Below are 22,816 nucleotides of genomic sequence, written 5' to 3'. Positions count from 1 at the left end.
AAGATCCAAATGTGGGAGCTGGCTTGCCTGCGATAGCGGAGTGTCAGACCCCACATTGCACACTGACACACCGCCATCGCGGGCAAGCCCGGCTCCTACATTTGAGCCGGGTCACTTCAGTTACGAAGACAGGTACGAAGACCGCGTCAGGCCCAGGCGCAACGCGTCCAGGAACTGCGTACGCTCATTGGCGCTGATCTTCGCGCTGGCGCACTTGTCACGGTAGTGAGTCATCAACTCCTCCGGCGACAAGTGCACGTAGCGCAGCATGTCTTCGATGGTGTCGTGGGTCTCGATACCGGCGCTGTACACCGAACCGTCTTCGCGCTGGTAGATGTTCACCGAGTCGGTGTCACCGAACAGGTTGTGCATGTCGCCGAGGATTTCCTGGTAGGCCCCCACCAGGAAGATACCCAGCAGGTAGTCCTCGCCTTCGTTCAAGGCGTGCACCGGCAGGCTGGTCTCGATGCTCTGCTCGTCGACGTACTGCTTGATCTTGCCGTCGGAGTCGCAGGTCAAATCCTGCAGGACCGCGCGGCGCAGCGGCTCTTCGTCGAGACGGTGCAGCGGCAGGATCGGCAGTACCTGGCCGATGGCCCAAGTGTCCGGCAGGCTCTGGAACACCGAGAAGTTGCAGATGTACTTGTCGGCCAGCTTGTCGTTGAGTTCGTCCAGCACCTGGCGGTGCGAGCGCTGGCGGGCTTTCAACGAGTTGTGCAGGCGGCGGCAGACGGCGAAGTAGCACTGCTCGGCCAGGGCTTTTTCTGCCAGGGTCAGCTTGCCATCGGCGTACTGGGTGGCCACGTCGCTCATGTAGTGGGTGGCACGCCAGTAGGTCTCGGTGACCATCTCGATGTCGGTCGGGCCCAGCAGGTCCACCAGCCACTGCACGGTTTCCGGCAGGCTTTCCTTGTTTTCGATCTCCGGCACGTCGTCGTTGTGCTTCTCGACGTCAGTGACCTGCACCACCAGCATGGCGTGGTGGGCGGTCAGGGAGCGGCCGCTTTCGGAGAAGATGTGCGGGTGCGGCAGGCTCTGCGCATCGCAGAATTCCTTGAGCATGCCCACGACCACGCCAGCGTAGTCGTCCATGTCGTAGTTGATCGAGCTGGCGTTACGCGAGTGGGTACCGTCATAGTCCACGCCCAGCCCGCCGCCGACGTCGATGTGGTCCACCGGCAGGCCGAGGTTGCGCAGCTCGCCGTAGTAACGAATGGCTTCCTTGAACCCGTGCTGGTAGTCGGCCAGGTTGGCGATCTGTGACCCCATGTGGAAGTGCAGCAGGCGGATGCCCTGGTCCAGGCCGGCAGCGCGGAAGCGCTCGACCACGGACAGCAACTGCGCCGCCGACAGGCCGAATTTGGATTTCTCGCCACCGGTGTCCGCCCACTTGCTCGACGCCAGGGACGACAAGCGCACGCGCAGGCCGACCTGCGGCTTGACCTTGAGGCTGGCAGCCTCTTCGATCACCAGCTCAACTTCGGATTCTTTCTCGATCACGATAAACACGTTGTGGCCGAGCTTCTGGCCCATCAGCGCCAGGCGGATGAACTCACGGTCCTTGTAACCGTTGCAGACGATGGTGCCGCCCTTCGGCGCCAGGGCCAGCACGGCCAGCAGCTCGGGCTTGGAGCCGGCTTCGAGGCCAATGGACACGTTCTGGGTTGCGATGATGTTCTCGATCACCGCCTCCTGCTGGTTCACCTTGATCGGGTACAGCGCGGTGTATTGGCTCTGGTATTCCAGGCGCTCGATGTTGGCATCGAAGGCACCGGTCAGCTGGCGCACGCGGTCTTGCAGGATGTCGGGGAAACGCACCAGCAACGGCAAGGACAGGCCGCTTTTACGCAGCTCGTCTACTTGCTCGTACAGGTCGACGGGCGTGCTGTTCGGGCCGTTCGGACGAACTTCAACGCGACCGGCATCATTGATCGCGAAATACCCGGCCCCCCAATGGCGGATCCCGTAAACACTGCGGCTGTCCGCAACTGTCCATTGGCTGCCATCGTCTTTGCGTGTGCGTCGTACGGACATCGAAGTCCCCTATAAATGAAGTCGAAGGCGCCGCCTCTCTCTGAGGCTGGCGCAGTCTAAAGAATGAAAATGACGATTTGCCTGTAAGGAAGGTAGACCCCACTCGCAGGACAGAGTTTAGACACCGGTCAGGAACAGGCTCTGTGAAACCCATGGAGACGACAGTTCGCGTTCAGCGAGCCGGCGGTCGGGGTGGGTTTCACAGAGGCTGCTAGCCGCCGGATTTCTTCGCCTTGTAACCCAGCTTGATCAGCTCGGCCAGCAGCAACTCGACGTGGTCGCCCTGGATCTCGATGACGCCGTCTTTGAGCGCGCCACCGGTGCCACAGCGCTTTTTCAGCGTCGTGGCCAGCTCCTTCAGGGCATCTTCGGCCAGGGGCACGCCGGTGATGGTCGTCACCGTCTTGCCGCCACGGCCCTTGCTCTCGCGTCGCACGCGGGCAATGCCATCGCCTTCAGGGATCAGGGTCTGTTTGCAGGTACACGAATCCACGGGCTGATGACAGTCCGGGCAGTGTCGACCTGCGTCGGTGGAAAATACCAGGCCACCAAGGGCGGCGAAGGATGCGGCTTTTTTGGCCACCGGCAATCCTCTTGGGAGGACAAAGACTGATCGATCAGAATGACCGACCGCGAAGCCCCACTCAGGCAGGGGCAGCGCTACCGTACCGCCCTGTTTCAACCCCACCGGTAGCCGCCGGCTTGCCAGCGATGGCGTCCTAAAGATAGCCATCGCCGGCAAGCCGGCGCCTACAGTGATACCCGGGTGAAACAATCGTAGTACGGGTGAAAAGTCGCGCAGTGTAACGGCAAAAACGCGACTTGCTAAGGGCCAAATGGCGCCAATTTATGCAACTTTAGCGACGCGAGGCCAGATAGCGGCGCAAGCCCTCCTGGGCGTCCGGGCAGTAGGGCTTTTGCTCGGCCTCCTGCAGGACCGTTTCAATCGGTAAAAAGCGAGCTTCCATGACTTCTTCGGGCTGCAGGCTGAGCGGCCCGTCCCACGTCGCCGAGTAGGATTTGCACCAGAGCCGGCTGTCGCCATCTTCGAAATAGAAGTGGTCATGTTCGACCAACGCTACCCCGCCGACGCCCAGCTCTTCTTCCAACTCACGGGCGGCCGACACCGCATACGACTCGCCTGCCGCGACCATGCCGCCGGCTGCCGTGTCCCAGAAGCCGGGATACAGGGCTTTGCTCAGGGTGCGCCGATGCACGCACAGCTCGCCCTTGGAATTGAACAGGAAGATAAACGTGCACCGGCCAATCAGGCCGCGCTGGCGCAGGTCGGACCGCACCAGGTGGCCGAGCAGGTTGTCCTGCTCGTCGACCCAGCAGATCAGTTCGGCATCGGAGGCCGCACGGTGCGCGGCCTCGTTTTGAGCAGCGTCCATCATCAACCCTGGTTGAGCAGTTGACGCAAGTCGATCACCGCCGCGTTGGCCCGGGAAATGTAGTTGGCCATGACCAGCGAGTGGTTGGCCAGCACGCCGAAGCCGCTGCCGTTGAGGATCATCGGGCTCCAGACAGGCTCTTGCGAGGCCTCCAGTTCACGAATGATCTGGCGCACGCTGACGGTGGCGTTTTTCTTGGCCAGGACGTCGGCGAAATCGACTTCGATAGCACGCAGCAGGTGGGACAGGGCCCACGCCTGGCCACGCGCCTCGTAGAACACGTTGTCGATCTGCATCCACGGGGTTTCGACCACTTCTTCGTCGACCTGTGGCACTTCACCCGGCGCCAGCGCTTCGGTTTTCAGTGCAGTGTTCAACTTGACCCGGCCGACGCTGGCCGACAGGCGTTGCGACAGCGAGCCCAGGCGGGTAGCGACATCGCCCAGCCAGTTGTTCAGGTTGTCGGCTCGCGCATAGAACAGCGCGCCTTTCTGGTTAGGGTCCGACAGGCGCGCCTCGTAGCGGCTCAGGGAATTGATGCCTTCCTGGTATTCCGACTCACTGGATGGCAGCACCCAGCTCTTGTTGTCGAAGTTGAAACGCGGCTCGGCCTTGGCCAAGTCAGCGTCTTCCGCCGATTGCGACTGGGAACGGGCGAAGTCTTTACGCAGGGCTCGGGTCAGGTCGCGTACCTGCACCAGCACGCCGTATTCCCAGCTGGGCATGTTGTCCATCCACAGGCCCGGCGGGAAGCGGTCGTTGGAAATGTAGCCACCCGGCTTGTTCAGCAGGGTGCCGACCACGGTCTTGAGGGTTTCGACGGTGGTGAAGCCCACCACCATCTGCTTGCCGTCTTTTTCAGCGGCAATCTGCGCATTTTGCTGGACCGGAAACAGCGCCGGCTCTTCGCTCCAGTAACAACCCAGGGCACCGGTGACCAACAGGTACAGGCCGAGCACGCTCAGCACGGCGCGGCTCATCAGCACCGTGCGAAAATAGCTGCGGTTGGCCGACTTGGGCTCAGGGGCGGGGCCTTTGGCACTGCCTGCACGGTTTTTCCAGTCCAGCATGGCGATATCCTTTCAATCACTTGAGTTCATGCACTTCAATGGTCCGGGTGCGTTCAAACACTCCGACCACAACCCTACCCCATCGTGCCCGCCGGTGCGGTGCTTTTAATCAAACGGGGGACGAGGAAGGTTCGACTATAAAGGATGCAGGTTTTTTACGCTGCGCGACCATCGGGTCAATAACTGAATACCCGGGACACGCAGTTAATTGACATATGACACTCATCCCATGGAAAAGAGGTGCTAGCATAGAGCCATCAGTCGACCTCAGCATGCACCCTAACTAGTAGTCAGGATATGACCGAGCCAGAAGACCCCAGCCGTGAGCGTCTCAAGCAGCATTTTGCCCAGCGGGTAATTCATCAGGCACGTCAAATTCTTGAGATCTGGCAGCGCCTGCAACGCAGCGAATGGTCGGGCGCCGACCTGTCCGAACTCAGCGAAGCCAACCTGCGCCTGCTGCGCTTTGCCGAGCGTTTCGAACAGCCGGAACACAGCCAGCTCGCCGTGCACATCGGCGAATCCCTCAAGGCAGTGGACGAAAACCGTGGCCGCCTGAGCAGCCACCTGATCACTGAACTCAACCGCCTGATGCAGCGCCTGTCCCGCACCGGACTGCGCCAGGGCGACCAGCTCGAGCAAACGTTCCTGCCGCCGATGCGCAAGCCGATCTACGTGATGCTCGCCGATCACGACCGCGCCGAACGCCTGGCCAAGCAGCTGGAATTCTTCGGCATGAGCGCGCAGTCGCTGGACAGCGTGGCAGCCTTTCGCGCCGCCATGGCCGAGCGCCTGCCCTCGGCGATCGTGATGGACGTGGACTTCTGCGGCGCCGGCCTGGGCCTCAAGCTCGCCGCCGAAGCCCAGGAAGGCTTGGAGCAAAAGCTGCCGCTGCTGTTTTTCAGCCTGCATGAAACCGACACCCCGACCCGCCTGGCCGCCGTGCGCGCCGGGGGCCAGGAGTTCCTCACTGGAACACTGGAGGCTTCCAGCCTGCTGGAAAAAATCGAAGTGCTCACCTGCGTCGCCCAGTACGAACCCTATAAAGTGCTGATCATCGATGACTCGCGGGCCCAGGCACTGCACACCGAGCGGCTGCTCAACAGTGCCGGCATCGTCACGCGCACCCTGATCGAGCCGATCCAGGCCATGGCCGAGCTGGCGGACTTCCAGCCCGACCTGATCATCCTCGACATGTACATGCCCGCCTGCACCGGTACCGAACTGGCTAAGGTGATTCGCCACAACGACCGCTACGTCAGCGTGCCGATCATCTACCTGTCAGCCGAAGACGATCTCGACAAGCAACTGGACGCCATGAGCGAAGGCGGCGACGACTTCCTCACCAAGCCGATCAAGCCGCGCCACCTGATCACCACCGTGCGCAACCGCGCCGCCCGTGCGCGCAACCTCAAGGCGCGGATGGTGCGCGACAGCCTGACCGGCCTGTACAACCACACTCACATCCTGCAATTGCTCGAAGACTGCAGCTTCCGTGCGCGCCGCGAGAACAAGCCGCTGAGCTTTGCCATGCTCGACATCGACCATTTCAAGCGGGTCAATGACAGCCACGGGCATCCCATGGGCGACCGCGTGATCAAGAGCCTGGCGCTGTTTCTCAAGCAGCGCCTGCGCAAGACCGACTATATCGGGCGCTATGGCGGTGAAGAGTTCGCCATCGTAATGCCCGACACCGACCTGGAGTCGGCCTGCAGGGTGCTGGATGAAATTCGCGGGCGCTTTGCCGAAATCCACTACCCGGCCCAGCCGCAGGATTTGTGGTGCACCTTCAGCGCCGGGCTGGTGGAGCTGTGCGACGGTTCCGACAGCCTGATGATGGCCGCACAGGCCGACGAGGCGCTGTACCGCGCCAAGGACGCCGGGCGCAACCGCGTACAAGCGGCGCGCACGTCAAAGCAAAGTGCCATCTTTTCACCGGAATCGACTGATTCCGTCATTACTCTGTAACGCAAACGCAATAACTTCAGGCACTTACCTTTTGCTGTCGGTTGAAACCCCGCATGCGCCTGAAGCTGCTGACCAATCTCAATACCCTCCTCTTGGTGGCTGTGTGCCTGGCCCTCGGGGCCACGCTCTGGTGGTCGCAACGCGCGCTGGAGCGTCCCTATCTATTGATGGAACGCTACCTGGGCCTGTCGCAGACCTTTCAGAATCAGGCCGCGCGCAATATCGACGACTACCTGGCCAGCGGCGATGCCCTGCGCCTGAGCAGCGCCAGCCAGAGCCTGGAAAACCTGCTGCAGCACCTGGATGAACTGCCCGCCGACCTCGCGCAGAACCTGCGCCCCAGCCTGGTGGACCTGGATACCTTCAGCAAGACTGACCTGCTGGCTGCCGGCAAGCTGGCCGGCGACCCGCAAGCGCTTTTACTGCAAGCCGAACGCGAACTGGGCGCGAACCTGGAGCAACTGGGTCAATACGCCCTGAGCGTCAATTCGCCGCAAGCCGCGCGTTACCTGCCGCCGTTGCTGGCCGCGTCCCAGCACTTGGGCAAACTGTCCCTGGCCCGCGACAAGCTGGTGAGCAGCGGGCGCGCGGAACTGGCCGATGATGTGGAGCGTGAAGTCGGCAATATCCGCAGCCAGGCCGACCTGCTGGAGCCGTTGCCATTGCTCGGCGTCAAGGCCAGCGCCGACTCCAGCGCCGACGACTTTTCTGCCTTGATGGGCCTGGAAAACACCGAGAAGACCGAGACCCAGGACACCGGCGTCGACCTCAAGCGCGAACTCAACAGCCTGCTCACCCGCTACCCCGGCGAACTCAAGCGCACCCGCGAACAGATCCAGCAACGCACCGACCTGGCCGCAAGCACCCACCTGAAAATCGCCGCCGTACAGCAGGCCATTGCCAGCCTGGAGCCGGTGGTGCGCGCGCAACATGCCCAGATCCAGGGCGAAGTGCGCCTGATGCAAGGCGTGATGATCGGCCTGATCCTGCTGATTGCCCTGCTGATCGATACCCTGCAACGGCGCCTGGCACGGGTGCTGACCAACCTGGCGCCGGCCCTGTCGACCTGGGCCGAAGGTGACTTCAGCCAGCCGATTGCCTTGGGCAAGACCAACCGCGAGTTGCACGATATCGAAGCCTCCCTCAACCGCTTGCGCGCCTATCTGGTCGACCTGGTGGGCACCATTCGCGGGAATGCCGAAGAGGTCGCCGGCAGCAGCCGGGCCCTCGCCGAGTTGAGCAGCGGCCTGCACGACGGCGCTGAACGCCAGGCCGGGGACACCGCGCAGATCCGCGATTCGCTCGGCGAGCTGGAGGCAACCATCCAGCAAGTCGCCGGGGATGCCAGCCAGGCGGCCGGGGCCAGCCGGAGTGCTGGCCAGGCGGTGGAGCAAGGCCAGCGCGTGATCGGCCTGAGCCTGACCGGGCTGCACGCGCTGGTGGGTGAAGTGCAGCAGAACGCGCAGATGATCGAAAAACTCGCCGAAGAATCCGCCACCATCGGCGGCGTACTCACGGTGATCCGCTCGATTGCCGACCAGACCAACCTGCTGGCGCTCAACGCCGCCATCGAGGCCGCCCGTGCCGGTGAAGCCGGGCGCGGGTTTGCGGTGGTCGCCGACGAAGTGCGCTCCCTGGCCCAGCGCACCGCCGGCGCCACCGCTGAAATCCAGGGCCTGATCGCCGGCCTGCAAAGCGCCGCCCACCAATCGGTGCAAGGCATGCGCGCCCAGGTCGAACACGCCGAAGCCACCGCCCAGCAGGCCCAGGCGGCAGATGGTGCGCTGGATGAAATCGTCGGCGCGATCCAGACCATTGCCGACACCGCCGTGCGCATCGCCGATGTGACCGCGCAGCAGAGTGGCGCCGTCAGTGAGATTCGCGACAACAGCGAGCGGATCCACCAGTTGGGCGAGGACAATCTGCTGCGCATCGGCCAGGGCCGCAGCCAGGGCGAACACCTGCTGGTGCTGGGCGGGCAGCTCAACACGGCGGTCCAGGCGTTTCGCGTCTGACCGGACTCAACGTGGGTTGCGACCCAATGTGGCAGTTGGCTTGCCTGCGATGGCGGTGAACCAGGCGACATCTCCCTGTGCTGACACACCGCTATTGCAGGCAAGCCAGCTCCCACACTGACCGAACTCGCCCTCACAGTCACAAATTTCGCGCTATCCTCGGTAATCGTGCTGGCTACTGCATAGAACTGGACAGTCACAAAGGCTTTGCGGCATAGTCGCCGGGTTCTGCCGTACCCACATCAATAACAAGGAACAGCCGATGGCGACCTTACTGGTTCTTCACGGACCCAACCTGAACCTGCTCGGCACCCGCGAACCGGGCGTCTACGGGGCAGTCACCCTGGACCAGATCAACCTCGACCTGGAACGACGGGCGCGTGAAGCCGGCCACCATTTGCTCTACCTGCAAAGCAATGCCGAGTACGAACTGATTGATCGTATCCATGCCGCCCGCGGCGAAGGCGTGGACTTTATTCTGATCAATCCCGCCGCTTTTACGCATACAAGCGTTGCATTACGTGACGCGCTGCTGGCGGTGAGCATCCCATTCATCGAAGTGCACTTGTCGAACGTGCACAAACGCGAACCTTTCCGCCATCACTCCTACTTCTCCGACGTAGCGGTAGGAGTGATCTGCGGCCTTGGCGCCAGCGGTTACCGACTGGCCCTGGAGGCCGCCCTGGAACAGCTTGAACAACCGGCCAAGCGCCCCTGACCGACCCTTGGGAGTTGATGATTCATGGATATCCGTAAAGTTAAGAAACTGATCGAACTGCTGGAAGAATCCGGTATCGACGAGCTGGAAATCAAGGAAGGCGAAGAGTCCGTACGGATCAGCCGTCACAGCAAGACCCCGGCCCAGCAGTTCTACGCGCCACAAATGCAAGCGCCGGCTCCGGCCGCTGCTGCTCCGGCCGCCGCACCTGCCGCCGCCGCTGCGCCAGCAGCACCTGCTGCGCCAGTGCTGAACGGCTTCGTGGTCAAGTCGCCAATGGTCGGTACCTTCTACCGCACCCCGGCACCGACCTCGCCAGCCTTCGTTGAAGTCGGCGCAACCGTGAAAGTGGGCGACACCATCTGCATCGTCGAAGCGATGAAAATGATGAACCACATCACCGCTGAAAAAGCCGGCGTCATCGAATCCATCCTGGTAGAAAACGGTCAGCCGGTTGAGTACGACCAGCCGCTGTTCACCATCGTTTGAACCGCGGAGCGCCTTCGATGTTGAAACCTGCGAAGAAACTGCAAAAAGTCCTGATCGCCAACCGCGGCGAGATCGCGCTGCGTATCCTGCGCGCCTGTAAGGAAGAGGGCATCAAGACCGTCGCTGTTTACTCGACGGCCGATACCGAATTGATGCACGTGAAACTGGCGGACGAAAGCATCTGCATCGGCCCGCCACTGGCCACGAACTCGTACCTGAAAGTCTCGAACATCATCGCCGCGGCAGAAGTGACCGGCGCCGATGGCATCCACCCGGGCTACGGCTTCCTCGCGGAAAACGCCGATTTCGCCGAACAGGTGGAAAAATCCGGGTTTGCCTTCATCGGCCCGAAAGCCGAAACCATTCGCCTGATGGGCGACAAGGTCTCGGCCAAGGACGCGATGATCGCTGCTGGCGTGCCAACCGTTCCAGGTTCCGACGGCCCACTGCCTGAAGACGAGGCCACCGCCCTGCGCATTGGTCGCGAAGTCGGTTACCCGGTGATCATCAAGGCCGCCGGTGGCGGTGGTGGTCGCGGCATGCGCGTGGTGCACAAGGAAGAAGACCTGATCGAAGCCGCCAAGCAGACCCGCTCCGAAGCGGGCGCCTGGTTCGGCAACCCGATGGTCTACCTGGAGAAGTACCTGACCAACCCACGTCACGTGGAAGTGCAGGTATTGTCCGACGGCCAGGGCCACGCCATCCACCTGGGCGACCGCGATTGCTCGCTGCAGCGCCGTCACCAGAAGGTACTGGAAGAAGCTCCGGCACCGGGCCTGGATGAAAAAGCTCGCCAGGAAGTACTGGCTCGCTGCGTCAAGGCGTGCATCGACATCAACTACCGTGGCGCCGGTACCTTCGAGTTCCTCTACGAGAACGGTCGTTTCTACTTCATCGAGATGAACACTCGCGTGCAGGTAGAGCACCCGGTTTCGGAGATGGTCACCGGTATCGACATCGTCAAGGAGATGCTCAGCATCGCCGCCGGCAACCCGCTGTCCTTTACCCAGGACGACGTGAAGATGCACGGCCACTCCCTGGAGTGCCGCATCAACGCCGAAGACCCGAAGACCTTTATCCCAAGCCCTGGCCTGGTCAAGCATTTCCACGCGCCCGGCGGCAACGGCGTCCGTGTGGATTCGCACCTGTACAGCGGCTACAAGGTTCCGTCCAACTACGACTCGCTGATCGGCAAGCTGATCACCTGGGGCGCGACCCGCGACGAGGCCATGGCCCGTATGCGTAACGCCCTGGACGAAATCGTGGTCGACGGCATCAAGACCAACATCCCGCTGCACCGGGAACTGGTCCGTGATGAAGGCTTCTGCGAAGGTGGTGTGAACATTCACTACCTGGAACACAAGCTGGCCAACCAGTAAGTGCTCCACCCAACAAAGCCGCCTTCGGGCGGCTTTGTTGTTTGTGAGATACAGAAAACCCCACAAAATCCTGTGGGAGCTGGCTTGCCTGCGATAGCGGTGGATCAGTCAAGTAATACTCCGCTGACACTCCGCTATCGCAGGCAAGCCAGCTCCCACATTTGGACCGAGTGCAGTCAGTAGTGTCGTCTTCTGCACGCCGCTCGCGTAAACTTGCGCGCTTTCGCGACCCAGCAGTCGCACATTCATTTTATTCAAAGGTGCCCGCCATGCCTTGGCTGCAAGTCCGTCTCGCCATCAGCCCAGAACAAGCCGAAACCTACGAAGACGCTTTCCTCGAAGTGGGCGCTGTCTCGGTGACCTTCATGGACGCCGAAGACCAGCCGATCTTCGAACCCGAACTCAATACCACCCCGCTGTGGTCCCACACCCATCTGCTGGCCCTGTTCGAAGACGGCACCGATGCCGCCGCCGTGCTGGCCCATATGGAACTGCTCACCGGCGGCCCGCTGCCCGAGCACCACAGTGAAGTCATCGAAGACCAGGACTGGGAACGCAGCTGGATGGATAACTTCCAGCCGATGCGGTTCGGCCAGCGCCTGTGGATCGTGCCGAGCTGGCACGCCGCGCCGGAGCCCGACGCAGTCAACCTGCTGCTTGATCCGGGCCTGGCCTTCGGCACCGGCACCCACCCCACCACCGCGCTGTGCCTGGAATGGCTGGACGGCCAGGACCTGACCGACAGCCACGTGCTGGACTTCGGCTGCGGCTCGGGGATCCTGGCGATTGCCGCCCTGCTGCTGGGCGCCAAGGAAGCCGTCGGCACCGACATCGACGTGCAGGCCCTGGAAGCTTCGCGCGACAACGCCGGGCGCAACCACATTCCCGAAGATAAATTCCCACTCTATCTGCCCGAGCAATTGCCCCAGGTGCAGGCCGACGTGCTGGTGGCGAACATCCTCGCCGGCCCGCTGATTTCCCTGGCGCCGCAGCTGTCGAGCCTGGTCAAGCCGGGCGGCCGCCTGGCGCTGTCGGGCATCCTTGCCGAGCAGGGTGAAGACGTGGCCGCTGCCTACGCCAAGGATTTCGAGCTGGATCCGATCGCCAACCGTGATGGCTGGGTACGCATCAGCGGTCGTCGGCGCTAGAATGAGCGCTTGCCTGAATCGGATGGCCGCATGACCGACAGTTTCGTCACCCAGTGCCCGCATTGCCAAGCACGCTTTCGCGTTAACCACGCTCAATTGAGCGTGGCCCGCGGCGTGGTGCGCTGCGGCTCGTGCCTGCAGGTGTTCAATGCGGCACGCCAGCTGCTGGAGCAGCGCGCCCAGCAGACGCCGGCACCGGAACCGGTCGAGCCAGCCGCCGAGGCCCCGCGGGCGATCAGCCAGAAACAGTGGACCGCCGAAGAACTGGACCTGGACAACCTCGACCTCGACGTGGAGCTGGCCAAGCTGGAACGCCGCGAGATTCAGCACACGCAGCCCTCGGGCGCGGAGCGTCGCCAGGGCGGTTCCGACCGTCGGCAAAAGGAAGAGGCCCTCAGCGCCAGCCGCGATACGGTCAAGGCCGAGGAAGAAAAGTGGGCGGCCAGCCTGTTCAGCGAACCACCGGAAGAACGCGTCCAGGTCGTCGAAGCCCCTGAACCGACCAAGACACCTGCGACCCGGCAGCGCACCGAACCGTCGATGTCGTTCCACACCGACGATATCGACGACGAACCGCCGCTGCGCTCGACACTCGAGGATGACGAACTCGATCCCCCCGTCACGCCCGTTATCGAGGCAGTCGAGGAACCGGAACCCGAAGAACGCCCGCAACCCCGACGCAAACGCCCTCGCCCGTCCACCGGCGTTCACGACGATGTCCTGCAGGACCTCGAAGACGACCCACTGCACCTCTACGCGCAAAAACGTGCGTCGGGCTGGGGCCGCCGCCTGCTCTGGCTGTTGCTGGTGCTGATCGCCGCCGCCGGCCTCGCCGGCCAATACATCGCCTACCAATTCGACGACCTGGCCCGCCAGGACGCCTACCGCCCATGGTTCCAGCAACTGTGCCCCACCCTGGGCTGCACGGTGCCGTCACGGGTCGATATCGCCCACATCAAGAGCAGCAACCTGGTGGTACGCAGCCACCCGGAGTTCGCCGGGGCGCTGGTGGTGGATGCAATCATCTATAACCGCGCGACCTTCTCCCAGCCCTTCCCGCTGCTGGAGCTGCGTTTTGCCGATTTGAACGGCAGCCTGATCGCCAGTCGTCGGTTCAAACCCGCCGAATACCTCAGCGGTGAGTTGGCCGGCGTGAGCGAAATGCCATCACAGACGCCGATCCATATCTCCCTGGATATCCTCGATCCGGGCAATAAAGCCGTGAATTACAGCCTGAGCTTTCATTCGCCCGAGTGAATCGGTTCATGCACCGAGGCTTGACGGCAGATTCTTGACTAAGCGCCGGTCAACCAAACCGGCGGCGATAAAGAAATTGCTGTTCAGATTTTATCCAATTCAGCCTTTATCCAGTCATCGAGAGCGGGTATCATGCCAACCCTTTTTCGAACTCTAATGATCCGGCCCCACAACAGGGAAGTCCTATGTCGGCGGTACGCATCGGCCCATACACATTGCAGAACGGCTTGATCCTCGCTCCTATGGCGGGCGTCACCGACCAGCCCTTTCGTCAGCTGTGCAAGCGTTTGGGCGCGGGTCTAGTAGTCTCGGAAATGGTCACCAGCGACATGAGCTTGTGGAACACCCGCAAATCGCGGATGCGCATGATCCACGAAGGTGATCCCGAGCCCCGCTCGGTACAGATCGCCGGCGGTGATGCGCAGATGCTGGCGGATGCGGCCCGGGCCAACGTGGAGTTGGGCGCACAGATCATTGATATCAACATGGGCTGCCCGGCCAAGAAGGTCTGCAACAAGGCCGCCGGTTCCGCCTTGTTGAAGGATGAGCAGTTGGTCGCCGAGATCCTGCAGGCCGTTGTCGCCGCAGTGGATGTGCCGGTCACCCTGAAGATCCGTACCGGCTGGGACCGGGACAACAAGAATGGCCTGACGGTGGCGAAGATCGCCGAACAGGCGGGCATTACAGCGCTGGCGGTGCATGGGCGCACCCGCGCCGATCTGTACACCGGTGAAGCCGAGTACGACACCATTGCCGCGATCAAGCAGGCGGTGTCGATGCCGGTCTTTGCCAATGGCGATATCGACTCAGCCGAGAAAGCCCGGCGCGTGCTGCACGCTACCGGTGCCGATGGCCTGTTGATTGGCCGGGCCGCCCAGGGGCGGCCGTGGATTTTTCGTGAGATCGAGCATTTTCTGCGTACCGGCGAAGTCTTGCCGGCACCGGAGTTGATCGAGGTGGAACGTATTCTGCTAGAGCATCTGGCCGCCCTGCACGCCTTCTATGGAGACGTGATGGGAGTACGCATTGCTCGCAAGCATGTCGGCTGGTATCTCGCAACCTTGCCGGGCGCCAGGGAGTTTCGCGCCCACTTCAATCGTTTGGATGATACGGAAGCACAGTGCGCCAACGTTCGTGAGTTCTTCAGCGAGCGTTACAAGAGCCTGGGGACAGGGGACGGAGAGGGGGTGGCCGCATGACGATGATGACCGAGACTTTAGTGAGTGGAACAACACCCGTGAGCGACAACGTCAATTTGAAACAGCACCTCAACACGCCGAGCGAAGAAGGCCAGACCCTTCGCGGGAGTGTCGAGAAGGCGCTGCACAATTATTTCGCCCACCTTGAGGGCGCTTCCGTCACGGACGTGTACAACCTGGTGCTCTCCGAAGTCGAGGCGCCCTTGCTCGAAAGCGTGATGAACTACGTCAAGGGCAACCAGACCAAAGCCAGTGAGCTGCTGGGCCTCAACCGTGGCACCTTGCGCAAAAAGCTCAAACAATACGATTTGCTGTAAGCATTCAATCAAACCAGAAAGGCGCCCGCGTAAAAACGGTCGCCTTTTTTGCTGACTTCCTTTGCTTTTGATGGAAATTGAAATGACCGACCAGACTACCCGCCTGCCGATCCGCCGCGCCTTGATCAGTGTCTCCGACAAGACCGGGATCCTCGAATTTGCCCGGGAGCTGGAAGCCCTTGGCGTGGAAATCCTCTCCACGGGCGGGACCTTCAAACTGCTGCAGGACAACGGCGTGGCCGCAGTAGAAGTGGCGGACTACACCGGTTTCGCAGAAATGATGGACGGTCGGGTCAAGACCCTGCACCCGAAAATCCACGGCGGTATCCTCGGCCGTCGCGGTACCGACGACGCCATCATGAGCGAGCACGGCATCAAGCCGATCGATCTGGTAGCCGTTAACCTGTACCCGTTCGAAGCCACCATCAACAAGCCAGGCTGCGACCTGCCGACCGCCATCGAAAACATCGATATCGGCGGCCCGACCATGGTTCGCTCGGCAGCCAAGAACCACAAAGACGTGGCCATCGTGGTCAACGCCAGCGACTACGCCCAGGTGCTCGAGAGCCTGAAAGCCGGCGGCCTGACCTACGCCCAGCGCTTCGACCTGATGCTCAAGGCGTTCGAACACACTGCCGCCTACGACGGCATGATCGCCAACTACATGGGCACCGTGAACCAGGCGGCTGAAACCCTCAGCACCGAAGGCCGCAGCCAGTTCCCGCGCACCTTCAACAGCCAGTTCATCAAGGCCCAGGAAATGCGCTACGGCGAGAACCCGCACCAGAGCGCGGCGTTCTACGTGGAGGCCAAGCCGGCCGAAGTGGGCATCGCCACCGCGACCCAGCTGCAAGGCAAGGAGCTGTCCTACAACAACGTGGCCGACACCGACGCCGCGCTGGAGTGCGTGAAGAGCTTCGTCAAGCCAGCCTGCGTAATCGTCAAGCACGCCAACCCGTGCGGCGTGGCCGTGAGCCCGGACGCTGAAGGCGGCATCCGCCAGGCGTACGAACTGGCCTACGCCACCGACACCGAATCCGCATTCGGCGGCATCATCGCGTTCAACCGCGAACTGGACGCCGAGACCGCTAAAGCCATCGTCGAGCGTCAGTTCGTCGAAGTGATCATCGCCCCTTCCGTCAGCGAAGAAGCCCGCGCCATCGTGGCAGCCAAGGCCAACGTGCGCCTGCTGGCCTGCGGCGAGTGGTCGGCTGAACGTGCCGCTGCCTGGGACTACAAGCGCGTCAACGGCGGCTTGCTGGTACAGAGCCGCGACATCGGCATGATCGGCAGCCAGGACCTGAAAGTGGTGACCAAGCGCGCACCGACCGAGCAAGAGATCAACGACCTGATCTTCGCCTGGAAAGTGGCCAAGTACGTTAAATCCAACGCCATCGTCTACGCCAAGAACCGCCAGACCATCGGTGTCGGCGCTGGCCAGATGAGCCGCGTGAACTCGGCACGTATCGCCGCGATCAAGGCCGAACACGCCGGTTTGCAGGTGGTCGGTTCGGTGATGGCATCCGACGCGTTCTTCCCGTTCCGTGATGGCCTGGACAACGCCGCGAAAGCCGGTGTGACAGCGGTGATCCAACCGGGCGGTTCGATGCGTGACGCCGAAGTCATCGCGGCGGCAGACGAAGCCGGCATCGCCATGGTCTTCACTGGCATGCGCCACTTCCGCCACTGATCCACTGCCGTGAAGCGGCAAGGTTCAAGCTGCAAGCAGCACGTAAAAGCACAGCTGCCTCGCTTTTGCTGCTGGTTGTAGCCTCTAAAATTCATAGCTGCAGGCTGCCTTCAGAGCGATACAGATTGCTCTCAACGTGCAGCTTGCAGCTTGTAACTTCCTTCGAAGGAGTCTGACTTGAACGTCCTCATCATTGGCAGCGGTGGCCGTGAACACGCCCTGGCCTGGAAAGTTGCCCAGGACCCTCGCGTCCAGAAAGTATTCGTCGCCCCCGGCAACGCCGGCACCGCCATCGAAGCCAAGTGCGAGAACGTCGCTATCGACGTGCTGGCGCTCGAGCAACTGGCGGATTTCGCTGAAAAGAACGTCTCCCTGACCATCGTCGGTCCGGAAGTGCCGTTGGTGGCTGGCGTCGTCGACCTGTTCCGCAGCCGTGGCCTGGATTGCTTCGGCCCTACCGCCGGCGCGGCCCAACTGGAAGGTTCCAAGGCGTTCACCAAGGATTTCCTGGCACGCCACAAGATCCCGACCGCCGACTACCAGAACTTCACCGAGATCGAGCCGGCCCTGGCTTACTTGCGTGAAAAAGGTGCGCCGATCGTGATCAAGGCCGACGGCCTGGCCGCTGGCAAAGGCGTGATCGTCGCCATGACCCTGCAGGAAGCCGAAGACGCCGTGCGCGACATGCTCGCCGGCAACGCCTTTGGTGACGCGGGTTCGCGCGTGGTCATCGAGGAATTCCTCGACGGCGAAGAAGCCAGCTTCATCGTGATGGTCGACGGCAAGAACGTGCTGCCGATGGCCACCAGCCAGGACCACAAACGCGTCGGCAACGGCGACAGCGGCCCGAACACGGGCGGCATGGGTGCCTACTCCCCTGCCCCGGTGGTTACCGCCGACGTGCACAAGCGCGTCATGGACCTGGTGATCTGGCCCACCGTGCGCGGCATGGCCGATGAAGGCAATGTGTACACCGGTTTCCTCTACGCCGGCCTGATGATCGACAAAGCCGGCAACCCGAAAGTCATCGAGTTCAACTGCCGCTTCGGTGATCCGGAAACCCAACCGGTGATGCTGCGCCTGCAATCGAGCCTGGTGCTGCTGGTCGAAGCCGCATTGGCCCAGGCCCTGGACAAGGTCGAAGCGCAATGGGATCCACGCCCGAGCGTCGGCATTGTGCTGGCAGCCGGTGGCTACCCTGCCGACTACGCCAAGGGTGATGTGATTGAAGGCCTGGACGCTGCTGCTACGCTGGAAGGCAAAGTGTTCCACGCGGGCACCGCGCTCAAGGATGGCAAGGTTGTCACTGCGGGTGGCCGCGTGTTGTGCGCCACCGCGATGGGTGCCAGTGTCGACGCCGCGCAGCAACAGGCTTACAAGCTGGCCGCAAAAATCGACTGGAAAGGCTGCTTCTACCGCACTGATATCGGCTATCGCGCCATCGCGCGGGAACGCGGCGAGCACTCGTAAGTCGCTATCCGTTCGGTTAGGTAAGGGCCTCTGGCCCTTGCCGTACTCATGCCACCCCGCGCATAGTTAACCCGTGCATCAACCTACGAAGGGATTTCGCCGTGCGCTGGCTCAGGATCGCCATAGGTTTCACTGTCAGCCTGCTGACGCTGCTCTGCTTGTTCCCGGCCCAGGCCGCCGCGCAAGGCAGTGGCTGGGCAGTATTGCTTGATGAACAGGCCGATCTGCAGCTGAGCGACATCCGCTCTTCACGCTACACCAATCAATTCAGCCCCATTGAACTGGACCGCATTACCGCCGCGGAACCGGACGGTGCACTGTGGGTACGTTTCAAGCTGCAACCCGGCAAGCACGAGCAAGTGCTGCGGGTATTCGCGCCCGACCTGTCGCACCTGAGCCTCTACGTGCTGGACGGCGACACACTGGTCGAACAACAAAGCACCGGCACGCGCCAGCCCCAGGCGGAACGCCCGCTGCCCAGCAGTGACTTCATGCTGCCGATGCCCCAGAGCCAGAAGCCTCTGGAGGTGTATCTGCGCCTGGTCTCCGAACACGAACTGCGCCCCTATATCACCCTGGAACCGGCCGTGCTCGCCGCCGCCGACCAGACCCAGACGCTGATCTACGGCCTGCTGTTCGGCTGCCTGCTGATGCTGATCCTGCACAACCTCACGCGCTTCGCCTACCACCGCTCGCGCAGCAGCCTGTGGCTGGCGGCGTGCGAAGTGCTGTTGATGCTCAGCCTGGCGCTGCTGCTCAACCTGGTAGGCCCGTGGCTGCCGAACTGGCATGCGATCCAGACCCCGGGCGCCTACCTCGCGCTGCTGCTGACCGCGCCGTGCGGGTTGATGTTTGCCTACCGTTTCTTCATGCCGCTCGGCCCGCATCCGCTGAACAAACTGTTGATGGCCGACATTCTGTTTATCGTGCTGTGCGGCCTGCTGCTGTTGTTCGTCAACACCCTGCCGCTGAACATCATCACCTACGCCCTGGTCGCCCTGGCCGGCTTGAGCATGCTGTTTGTCTCGGCCTGCCACTGGCAGAAAGGCTACCGCCCCGCACGTTTGTTCGTGGCGGCGATGGTGGTGTTCAACATCGGTACGCTGATCATCCTCCCGGCCTTGCTGGGCCTGACCATGGTCTCGCCGCAAGGCCTGATCGTCACACTGCTGGCATTTATCTGCGTCAGCGGCCTGTTGATGAGCCTGGCCCTGGGCGAACGCCAGCGTGCGATTGTCGAGGCGCGTTTCAGCCTCAGCCGTGACCTGGCCGCCAGCAACGCAGAGATCGCGGCCAAGGCCGAGTTCCTGGCGAAAATCAGCCACGAAATCCGCACCCCCATGAACGGCGTGCTGGGCATGACCGAGCTGCTGCTGGGCACGCCGCTGTCGGTGAAACAGCGCGACTACGTGCAAACCATCCACAGCGCCGGCAATGAACTGCTCACGTTGATCAACGAGATCCTCGATATCTCCAAGCTCGAATCCGGGCAGATCGAACTGGACGACGTGCAATTCGACCTCAACGCGCTGATCGAAGATTGCCTGAGTATCTTCCGCGCCAAGGCCGAGCAGCAAAACGTCGAGTTGATCAGTTTCATCCAGCCCCAGGTACCGCGCGTGATCAGCGGCGACCCGACGCGCCTGCGCCAGGCGATGCTGAGCCTGCTGGAAAACGCCCTGCAGAAAACCGATGAAGGCGAAGTGCTGATCGTGGTCGCCTTGGATGACCGCAGCACCAAGCCGCGCCTGCGCATTGCCGTCCAGGACAGCGGCCTGCCAATGGAAGCCGCCGAGCGCGACGCCCTGCTGCACAGCGAACTGCACAGCAAGAACTTCCTCTCGGCCACGCGCCTGAGCGGCCACCTGGGCCTGGTGATTGCGCGCCAGCTGATCCTGTTGATGAACGGCGAGTTCGGCATCAAGAGCGGCGCCCAGCAAGGCAGCACCCTGTGGCTGACCTTGCCGCTGGACCCGGAACGCCTCGAACACCCGACCTCCGACCTCGATGGCCCGCTCAAGGGCGCGCGCGTGCTGGTGGTGGACGACAACGACACCTGCCGCAAAGTGCTGGTGCAGCAATGCACCGCCTGGGGCCTGAATGTCAGCGCCGTGCCGTCGGGCAAGGAAGCCCTGGCGCTGCTGCGCACCAAGGCACACCTGCGTGATTACTTCGACGTGGTGCTGCTCGACCAGAACATGCCCGGCATGACCGGCATGCAACTGGCGGCGAAGATCAAGGAAGACCCGAGCCTGAACCACGACATCCTGTTAATCATGCTCACCGGCATCAGCAATGCGCCGAGCAAGATCATCGCGCGCAACTGCGGGATCAAGCGCATTCTCGCCAAGCCCGTGGCGGGCTATACGCTCAAGACCACCCTGGCCGACGAATTGACTCAACGCAGCAAGGGCAACGTCCCGGCGCGCGCGCTGCCCATCGCGCCAGCGCCCGTCACCGTGCCCAGCGACTTCCGCATCCTGGTGGCCGAAGACAACAGCATTTCCACCAAAGTGATCCGTGGCATGCTCGGCAAGCTCAACCTCAACCCGGACACCGCCAGCAACGGCGAGGAAGCACTGGAGGCGATGAAGGCCCAGCGTTACGACCTGGTGTTGATGGACTGCGAGATGCCGATCCTCGATGGTTTCTCCGCGACCCAGCAACTACGCGCGTGGGAAGTCAGCCACCAGCGCATTCGCACACCGGTGGTGGCGCTCACCGCGCATATCCTCTCGGAGCACAAAGAACGTGCACGTCAGGCCGGAATGGACGGCCACATGGCCAAGCCGGTGGAACTCTCGCAATTGCGCGAGCTGGTGGAGTTCTGGGTCGCACAGCGTCAACAGCGGCCAGAGCACGCGCCTACCTGACCCCTGCATGGCGCAGATCAAAAATGTGTGCGGGCTTGCTCGCGAACGCGCTGTATCAGTCAAACCTGTATTGGCTGACACGCCGCTTTCGCGAGCAAGCCCGCTCCCACATTGGAGTGTTGTCGCATCACAGATAGCGCTCAGCCACAGGCCTGATAAACTCCCGCTCGCCCTCCTTCGTTGCGAGCTCCCACCATGCTCCACGTGTTGTTCAGCGTTTACCTGAAGATGCTGGTGCTCTACAGCCCGTTCTTCGTGCTGTCCTGCTTTATCAGCCTGACCCGCGGCTATTCCAGCAAGGAGCGCCGACGCCTGGCCTGGAAAGTGGCTCTCGCCACCCTGGTATCGAGCGTGTTGCTCTACCTGTTCGGCCGGGTGATTTTCAGCGTGTTCGGCATCACCGTGGATGCGTTTCGCATCGGCGCCGGCAGTGTGCTGTTCATTTCCGCCTTGGGCATGGCCCAGGGCAAGTCCGCAGTGCAGACCGACAACGTGCAGCAGGACGTGACGATCGTGCCGCTGACCATCCCCCTCACCGTCGGCCCCGGCACCATCGGCGCGCTGTTGGTGATGGGCGTCAGCCAACCACACTGGGATGACAAGATCACCGCCATCCTCAGCATTGCCCTGGCCAGCCTCACGGTGGGCGTGGTGCTGTACCTGTCCAACCGGATCGAACGCATTCTCGGTGACCAGGGCTTGCAGATTGTCAGTCGGTTGATGGGGTTGTTCGTGTGCGCCTTGGCCGCGCAAATCATCTTCACCGGCGTACGCGGTTACCTGGTGCCCTAGATCCGGTATTGGGCAATTGCCAGCTGCACCTTGTCGCCGGCGCTTTCGCGCATCAACTGGATGGTTTTTTCGTTGACCACCGAGGTATTCAGCACCAGGCAGGTTTGCCCGCTGAAAGCCTCGGACGACGTACTGTCCCACTCCAGAAACGGCAGGCCCACCTGCTTGCTTACGCCACGGCTGCTGTAGGTCACCAGCACCATCATCACCTCGCCGTCGTTTTCGGCGCAGGATGCCACGCCGAAATCACCGCCCTGATGCAGCGTAGTGTTGCGCTTGAACAGCTCGAACGAAGCGGGGTGTTGCTTCATGGCCTCCAATGCATCGGCCGCCAACTTGGGCAGCGACGCCAGCAGTGGCCCGGCCAATGAGGTCGAGGCGAGCATGGCGGCGATCAGGTTCAGCACTGCCAATTGCACGGTCAGGCCCTTGCCGGAACTTGAGACCCGCTCGAAGCTGCTGCGCACCGGCAACCAGCCCAGGCTGATCATGACCTTGATGAATTCGTCGTACCAGGCCTCGGTACCCCGGTGCATTTTCAATACATCGCTGACGTAGCTGCTGGCCAGCAGATAGCTTTTACGGATGTACTCCCGGTTGATCCCGGACAGGCCCTCGGCAAACGAAATCACACTGTTGTTGACCACGGCCGCATTGCATGGATTGTTCGGGTCGAGGGGCACGGCAGGCGGCTTGCCAGGTGCCCCCGGCAACTTGTAGGCGGCAATCAACTTGCGCCTTTTGCTGCTGTTGATCCTTGCGTGATGTCGCTCCATTTTCAGTTCTCCACAAGCCCCCACATGGGGCATGTGTTCACACTAATCCAGCGGCTGCGCGGCTTGCCAGACGACAAACATCGCTTGCAAGGGCACCGCGCAAAACGCAGCCCAGCAATTACTGGGCATGCGTGCCAGCCTTCGGGTTTTCATCGATAAAAAAAGAAAAAGCCCCGAGTCACCGCAGGTAATTCCCTGGGTCACTCGGAGCTTTCTGGCAGCCGTCG

The 22,816-nt window shown here is 62.2% G+C and carries 18 protein-coding genes; 13 read left to right on the top strand and 5 right to left on the bottom strand.

From position 1 onward, the window contains the following. Window positions 1–120 precede the first annotated feature (120 nt). From speA to BBG20_RS03515, 4 genes are all read right to left on the bottom strand, one after another. Window positions 121–2,034: an arginine decarboxylase gene (speA, locus tag BBG20_RS03530; RefSeq protein ID WP_065900291.1), complete on the bottom strand. Its 1,914-nt coding sequence runs from the start codon at window positions 2,032–2,034 to the stop codon at window positions 121–123. 211 nt (window positions 2,035–2,245) lie between these two features. Beyond that, window positions 2,246–2,617, bottom strand: a complete 372-nt coding sequence (locus BBG20_RS03525) for a translation initiation factor Sui1 (RefSeq protein WP_065900288.1) — start codon at window positions 2,615–2,617, stop codon at window positions 2,246–2,248. A 274-nt stretch (window positions 2,618–2,891) separates the two neighbouring features. Next, window positions 2,892–3,428, bottom strand: coding sequence for an NUDIX hydrolase (locus tag BBG20_RS03520; RefSeq protein WP_065900389.1), 537 nt, complete (start codon window positions 3,426–3,428; stop codon window positions 2,892–2,894). A 2-nt stretch (window positions 3,429–3,430) separates the two neighbouring features. Beyond that, on the bottom strand, window positions 3,431–4,408 hold the full coding sequence (locus BBG20_RS03515) for a DUF2333 family protein (RefSeq protein WP_404940331.1): 978 nt from the start codon (window positions 4,406–4,408) through the stop codon (window positions 3,431–3,433). A gap of 387 nt (window positions 4,409–4,795) precedes the next feature. Here BBG20_RS03515 and BBG20_RS03510 point away from each other — a divergent pair, with 387 nt between their 5' ends. The 13 genes from BBG20_RS03510 to BBG20_RS03450 all read left to right on the top strand — a co-directional run bounded on the left by BBG20_RS03510 (window position 4,796) and on the right by BBG20_RS03450 (window position 21,813). Continuing rightward, window positions 4,796–6,466, top strand: coding sequence for a response regulator (locus BBG20_RS03510; RefSeq protein WP_065900285.1), 1,671 nt, complete (start codon window positions 4,796–4,798; stop codon window positions 6,464–6,466). 53 nt (window positions 6,467–6,519) lie between these two features. Continuing rightward, window positions 6,520–8,481 carry a methyl-accepting chemotaxis protein gene (locus BBG20_RS03505; RefSeq protein WP_065900282.1) on the top strand — a complete coding sequence of 654 codons (1,962 nt, stop codon included), beginning with the start codon at window positions 6,520–6,522 and terminating at the stop codon, window positions 8,479–8,481. A gap of 262 nt (window positions 8,482–8,743) precedes the next feature. Beyond that, a complete protein-coding gene (gene aroQ / locus BBG20_RS03500; protein WP_012721999.1) occupies window positions 8,744–9,199 on the top strand; it encodes a type II 3-dehydroquinate dehydratase in 456 nt (151 codons plus the stop codon). A gap of 24 nt (window positions 9,200–9,223) precedes the next feature. Further along, the gene (gene accB / locus BBG20_RS03495; RefSeq protein ID WP_065900279.1) at window positions 9,224–9,688 is read left to right on the top strand and encodes an acetyl-CoA carboxylase biotin carboxyl carrier protein; all 465 of its coding nucleotides are present in this window, start codon (window positions 9,224–9,226) and stop codon (window positions 9,686–9,688) included. Window positions 9,689–9,705: 17 nt separating this feature from the next. After that, window positions 9,706–11,067, top strand: a complete 1,362-nt coding sequence (gene accC, locus BBG20_RS03490; protein WP_065900276.1) for an acetyl-CoA carboxylase biotin carboxylase subunit — start codon at window positions 9,706–9,708, stop codon at window positions 11,065–11,067. 269 nt (window positions 11,068–11,336) lie between these two features. Continuing rightward, a complete protein-coding gene (prmA, locus tag BBG20_RS03485; protein ID WP_065900274.1) occupies window positions 11,337–12,215 on the top strand; it encodes a 50S ribosomal protein L11 methyltransferase in 879 nt (292 codons plus the stop codon). Between the two features lie 30 nt (window positions 12,216–12,245). After that, the gene (locus BBG20_RS03480; RefSeq protein WP_065900273.1) at window positions 12,246–13,472 is read left to right on the top strand and encodes a DUF3426 domain-containing protein; all 1,227 of its coding nucleotides are present in this window, start codon (window positions 12,246–12,248) and stop codon (window positions 13,470–13,472) included. Between the two features lie 185 nt (window positions 13,473–13,657). Continuing rightward, a complete protein-coding gene (gene dusB / locus BBG20_RS03475; protein ID WP_016976994.1) occupies window positions 13,658–14,671 on the top strand; it encodes a tRNA dihydrouridine synthase DusB in 1,014 nt (337 codons plus the stop codon). After that, on the top strand, window positions 14,668–14,988 hold the full coding sequence (gene fis / locus BBG20_RS03470; RefSeq protein WP_002555375.1) for a DNA-binding transcriptional regulator Fis: 321 nt from the start codon (window positions 14,668–14,670) through the stop codon (window positions 14,986–14,988). The genes dusB and fis overlap by 4 nt, the downstream gene beginning before the upstream one ends. Window positions 14,989–15,070: 82 nt before the next feature. After that, entirely contained in the window at window positions 15,071–16,678 is a 1,608-nt protein-coding gene (gene purH, locus BBG20_RS03465; RefSeq protein WP_065900272.1) for a bifunctional phosphoribosylaminoimidazolecarboxamide formyltransferase/IMP cyclohydrolase, read from the top strand. 177 nt (window positions 16,679–16,855) lie between these two features. After that, entirely contained in the window at window positions 16,856–18,148 is a 1,293-nt protein-coding gene (gene purD / locus BBG20_RS03460; protein WP_065900269.1) for a phosphoribosylamine--glycine ligase, read from the top strand. Between the two features lie 101 nt (window positions 18,149–18,249). Continuing rightward, entirely contained in the window at window positions 18,250–21,021 is a 2,772-nt protein-coding gene (locus tag BBG20_RS03455) for a hybrid sensor histidine kinase/response regulator (RefSeq protein WP_065900267.1), read from the top strand. Between the two features lie 195 nt (window positions 21,022–21,216). Next, the gene (locus tag BBG20_RS03450) at window positions 21,217–21,813 is read left to right on the top strand and encodes a MarC family protein (protein WP_003217330.1); all 597 of its coding nucleotides are present in this window, start codon (window positions 21,217–21,219) and stop codon (window positions 21,811–21,813) included. Here the strand turns inward: BBG20_RS03450 and BBG20_RS03445 are convergent. After that, window positions 21,810–22,589 (bottom strand): hypothetical protein, encoded by a 780-nt coding sequence (locus BBG20_RS03445; RefSeq protein ID WP_065900265.1) that lies wholly within the window; start codon window positions 22,587–22,589, stop codon window positions 21,810–21,812. The genes BBG20_RS03450 and BBG20_RS03445 overlap by 4 nt on opposite strands. Between the last annotated feature and the right edge of the window lie 227 nt (window positions 22,590–22,816).

This window comes from Pseudomonas aylmerensis, from assembly GCF_001702265.1.
Classification (GTDB): Bacteria; Pseudomonadota; Gammaproteobacteria; order Pseudomonadales; family Pseudomonadaceae; genus Aquipseudomonas; species Aquipseudomonas aylmerensis.
This window is presented reverse-complemented; position numbering and strand designations above follow the sequence as displayed.

Excerpts from the sequence above, each read along its gene's own strand:
- speA (WP_065900291.1), bottom strand. The coding sequence starts at position 2,034 with ATGTCCGTACGACGCACACGCAAAGACGATGGCAGCCAATGGACAGTT.
- BBG20_RS03520 (WP_065900389.1), bottom strand. The coding sequence starts at position 3,428 with ATGGACGCTGCTCAAAACGAGGCCGCGCACCGTGCGGCCTCCGATGCC.
- BBG20_RS03515 (WP_404940331.1), bottom strand. The coding sequence starts at position 4,408 with ATGAGCCGCGCCGTGCTGAGCGTGCTCGGCCTGTACCTGTTGGTCACC.
- BBG20_RS03510 (WP_065900285.1), top strand. The coding sequence starts at position 4,796 with ATGACCGAGCCAGAAGACCCCAGCCGTGAGCGTCTCAAGCAGCATTTT.
- BBG20_RS03505 (WP_065900282.1), top strand. The coding sequence starts at position 6,520 with ATGCGCCTGAAGCTGCTGACCAATCTCAATACCCTCCTCTTGGTGGCT.
- aroQ (WP_012721999.1), top strand. The coding sequence starts at position 8,744 with ATGGCGACCTTACTGGTTCTTCACGGACCCAACCTGAACCTGCTCGGC.
- accB (WP_065900279.1), top strand. The coding sequence starts at position 9,224 with ATGGATATCCGTAAAGTTAAGAAACTGATCGAACTGCTGGAAGAATCC.
- accC (WP_065900276.1), top strand. The coding sequence starts at position 9,706 with ATGTTGAAACCTGCGAAGAAACTGCAAAAAGTCCTGATCGCCAACCGC.
- prmA (WP_065900274.1), top strand. The coding sequence starts at position 11,337 with ATGCCTTGGCTGCAAGTCCGTCTCGCCATCAGCCCAGAACAAGCCGAA.
- BBG20_RS03480 (WP_065900273.1), top strand. The coding sequence starts at position 12,246 with ATGACCGACAGTTTCGTCACCCAGTGCCCGCATTGCCAAGCACGCTTT.
- dusB (WP_016976994.1), top strand. The coding sequence starts at position 13,658 with ATGTCGGCGGTACGCATCGGCCCATACACATTGCAGAACGGCTTGATC.
- fis (WP_002555375.1), top strand. The coding sequence starts at position 14,668 with ATGACGATGATGACCGAGACTTTAGTGAGTGGAACAACACCCGTGAGC.
- purH (WP_065900272.1), top strand. The coding sequence starts at position 15,071 with ATGACCGACCAGACTACCCGCCTGCCGATCCGCCGCGCCTTGATCAGT.
- BBG20_RS03450 (WP_003217330.1), top strand. The coding sequence starts at position 21,217 with ATGCTCCACGTGTTGTTCAGCGTTTACCTGAAGATGCTGGTGCTCTAC.
- BBG20_RS03445 (WP_065900265.1), bottom strand. The coding sequence starts at position 22,589 with ATGGAGCGACATCACGCAAGGATCAACAGCAGCAAAAGGCGCAAGTTG.